Here is a 2,522-nt window from a genome sequence, read left to right on the forward strand (position 1 = left end):
TCCTGCTCACCCTTCCGTGTGCCTATCGCAAGACTTGCTGCTGCTCAGGCTGCTATCGCTGAGATGAAGTAATCGCAGGTTTTACGAGATATAAAGTAAAATAAAATATGCCCCTGTATCTGACATCAGCTGACAGATACAGGGGCTGTTTTTTAAATTAAGGAGCGAAAATGAACGAGAAAGATCACGAAAACGAGACCTTTGAAAGCCTTAATTTCACCTATGAAAAATTCGAAAACTACAGATTTTCCGACTGCACATTCAAAGACTGCCTGTTTGAAGAAGCAGAGCTGTCTGAGTGTATTTTTTCAGACTGCACCTTTGAAAACTGCACAGTCACAAAGCCCAGAGCCTCGCTCCATTCACAGCTGCAGGACTGCCGCTTTATAGGCTGTCGGCTTACGGAAGTAAACTGGAGCGAACTGCGTCCCGAGGGGACCTTTACAGACCCCATAGCTGTTATGAAGGACTGTTATCTGAAATACAATTCCTTTACGGAGATAAATTTCAGAAAGTTCGATTTTTCGGGCAATGAGATAACCGAGTCCATGTTTGCCCGGTGTCAGCTGGCGGAAAGCCGCTTCACAGGCTGTAAGCTCGACAGGACGGAGTTTTTCCGCTGCGATCTGCAGAAGGCTGATTTCAGAAAGGCTTCGGGCTACCGGGTGGATATTTTATCCTGCAAAATGAAAAATGCTGTGTTTTCTTTTCCCGAGGCTGTGGAGCTGCTGGGGTCGGTGGGGGTAAAGGTGGAATATTAATACTAATTCTCAATCAACCTATAGACAAATCCTCGGCTAGAATAAGCCCATTCGTCGTCAAGCTCCCTTGCCGGGCGGCAAGCCCGCCTGCGGTCGCTTTCCTAGACTGGACTTATTCTATCTGTCGGCTTTGTCTATAGAACGATTTAGAATTAGTATAAGTACGGAAAGATCCCGTATCCGCTGTTTATGTCACAAAAAATTTCAAAAACCCCTTGACATTCACGTTACGTCATAGTATATACTCATAATCAGGGAGATGAAAAGTATGAAATTACACATCAGAGAATTTGCAAAGCTTACGGGTGTGAGCGTGCGCACGCTGCACTATTATGACGAGATCGGACTGCTCAAGCCCTCTTATGTTGACGAACAGAACGGCTACCGCTTTTATGATGAGCAAAGCTTACAGCGTATGCAGGAGATACTCTTCTACCGCGAGCTGGATTTTCCGTTAAAAAGCATTTCCGACATACTTTCCTCTCCCGAGTACGACAAGCAACGTGCGCTCGGGGAGCAAAAACACCTGCTGGAGCTGAAAATGAAACGGCTTGGGCGGCTTATAAATGCTCTTGAGGGCGCGATGAAAGGAGAAAAAATGAGTATGAACGTATTTGACAACAGCGAATTTGAGGCTCAGCGCGAAAAATATGCGAAAGAGGCAAAGGAAAGATGGGGCGGCACGGCGGCATACAAGGAAAGTGCCGAAAAGACCGCAGGCTATGACAAGGACAAATGGAAGGAGATAAATTCGGCTATGGACGGCATTATCGGGGAATTTGCGGAGTGCGCAAGGTCGGGCGCAAAGCCCTCCGACCCTTCGGCGCAGGCTATTGTGAAGAAGTGGCAGGACTTTATTTCCGAAAATTACTACGCCTGCACAAAGGAGATACTCGCGGGTCTCGGAGAGATGTATGCTGCCGATGAGCGGTTTATGGAAAACATTGACAAGCAGGGCAAAGGCACCGCTGTGTTTATGTCGGAGGCTATAAAATTCTACTGCAAATAAGCTTATACTAAAGAGTATAACAACGCTTTCCCCCTATCCGTTTTTATGCGGATACGGGGGCTTTTCTTTACATGACGGTGAGGATATGCTATAATACTATAGAAAGACAGGCGAAAGGAGCGTTACCAATGTCCGAACCGAAAATAATACTTCTCTCCCCCGGATATGATGAGGAATTTTACCGTTTCACCGCTGAATATCTCCCCGACAGTGAGCCCGAACGAATGAGAAAATTCGCAGCAGAGTTCCCAAAGGCCTTTTTGCTGCTGATATGCGAAAATGAGGTCATCGGGGCGGCTTTCGGCAGGGACAGGAGCAGGCAGTTTCCCGAGGATAATTCCTTTGAGCTCTGCGGCATTGCGGTAAGGTACGACCATCAGCGCAGGGGCTATGGCAGTATGCTGCTCAGAGAATTTGAAAAAGCCGCCGCAGGGTACGGGAAAAAAGCCGTTTCTCTGGGGTCGGCGGAGGGATATGCCGAGAAATTTTACATAAGCTGCGGATATTTTCCCGCCGAATACAAGGTATGGGAGGACGGCGCTCCCAAGTTAAAAAAGGTCTTTGAGGATATGGAGGATTATCTTTCATACCAAAGAGACGGCGGAGACGGATTTGTGGTCATGAGGAAGAAGCTTTTATAAATTCAGTCTGTCGAAAAAGAAACGACAATTATATAATATGCACAAACCAATGCAGGAATTGCTTTGTCAAAAACGTTCCACCGGAACGTTTTTGAGGGTAAGTATGTTTGA

The 2,522-nt window shown here is 46.7% G+C and carries 3 protein-coding genes; all 3 read left to right on the forward strand.

Annotated elements, in window-relative coordinates; all coding sequences use genetic code 11:
* The first annotated feature begins 170 nt into the window (after window positions 1-170).
* A complete protein-coding gene (locus ACI4J0_RS05855) occupies window positions 171-761 on the forward strand; it encodes a pentapeptide repeat-containing protein (protein ID WP_439764876.1) in 591 nt (196 codons plus the stop codon).
* A 268-nt stretch (window positions 762-1,029) separates the two neighbouring features.
* A complete protein-coding gene (locus tag ACI4J0_RS05860; protein WP_439764877.1) occupies window positions 1,030-1,770 on the forward strand; it encodes a MerR family transcriptional regulator in 741 nt (246 codons plus the stop codon).
* Window positions 1,771-1,898: 128 nt separating this feature from the next.
* Complete coding sequence (locus ACI4J0_RS05865; RefSeq protein WP_439764878.1) at window positions 1,899-2,411, forward strand: GNAT family N-acetyltransferase; 513 nt, start codon at window positions 1,899-1,901, stop codon at window positions 2,409-2,411.
* Window positions 2,412-2,522 lie beyond the last annotated feature (111 nt).

It is taken from the genome of Huintestinicola sp. (assembly GCF_051882455.1).
Lineage (GTDB): Bacteria > Bacillota > Clostridia > Oscillospirales > Ruminococcaceae > Huintestinicola.

Excerpts from the sequence above, each read along its gene's own strand:
- ACI4J0_RS05855 (WP_439764876.1), top strand. The coding sequence starts at position 171 with ATGAACGAGAAAGATCACGAAAACGAGACCTTTGAAAGCCTTAATTTC.
- ACI4J0_RS05860 (WP_439764877.1), top strand. The coding sequence starts at position 1,030 with ATGAAATTACACATCAGAGAATTTGCAAAGCTTACGGGTGTGAGCGTG.
- ACI4J0_RS05865 (WP_439764878.1), top strand. The coding sequence starts at position 1,899 with ATGTCCGAACCGAAAATAATACTTCTCTCCCCCGGATATGATGAGGAA.